This is a genomic window from Streptomyces sp. SID13726, assembly GCF_010548375.1.
Classification (GTDB): Bacteria; Actinomycetota; Actinomycetes; order Streptomycetales; family Streptomycetaceae; genus Streptomyces.
The window spans coordinates 1-473 of sequence record NZ_JAAGLY010000347.1; the positions used below are offsets into that span (position 1 = coordinate 1).

At 71.9% G+C, this 473-nt stretch carries 1 protein-coding gene; it reads right to left on the minus strand.

Annotation, left to right across the window (positions count from 1 at the left end; translation table 11 throughout):
• Positions 1-94: 94 nt before the first annotated feature.
• Positions 95-289: a hypothetical protein gene (locus G3I78_RS48005; protein WP_030860407.1), complete on the minus strand. Its 195-nt coding sequence runs from the start codon at positions 287-289 to the stop codon at positions 95-97.
• Between the last annotated feature and the right edge of the window lie 184 nt (positions 290-473).

Sequence of the window (473 nt, forward strand, 5' to 3'; positions counted from 1 at the left end):
GGCGCCGCCCTCGCCCCGGCCCGCATCGAACTCCCGACCCGGCTGATCCCCCGCGGCTCGGGCGAACTCCCCCCGGCTCCGTAAGGGTTCGGCCTCAGCGGATCAGCCCCCGCAGTACGGGAACGGCCCCGCCGGCGGCGGTGAGACCGGCGAGTACGGAGAGGGCGACGGGGACCGCGCCCATGAAGCTCAGCCCGCCGACGGCGCAGCCGATCAGCAAGGCGATGACGAGGACGACGGCGGTGTGCAGGGACAGGAACGGCTGGTCCGTTTCACGTGGAGTGGTCATGGCTCGATCAGACCCCCGCCGAGGCGGCCGGCCGCCGCGTACGGAACGAATCCGAGCCCGGCGGATCGCCCCGGAAGTCCCCTGAACGACGCGGTTGTCCGGCGGAACACCACGACTGTTCCCGGCTGTTCGGGAAAGTTCGGGACTGTTCCGCCCACGGCGTTCTAACCTGGGCGGCCACGCA

Excerpts from the sequence above, each read along its gene's own strand:
- G3I78_RS48005 (WP_030860407.1), bottom strand. The coding sequence starts at position 289 with ATGACCACTCCACGTGAAACGGACCAGCCGTTCCTGTCCCTGCACACC.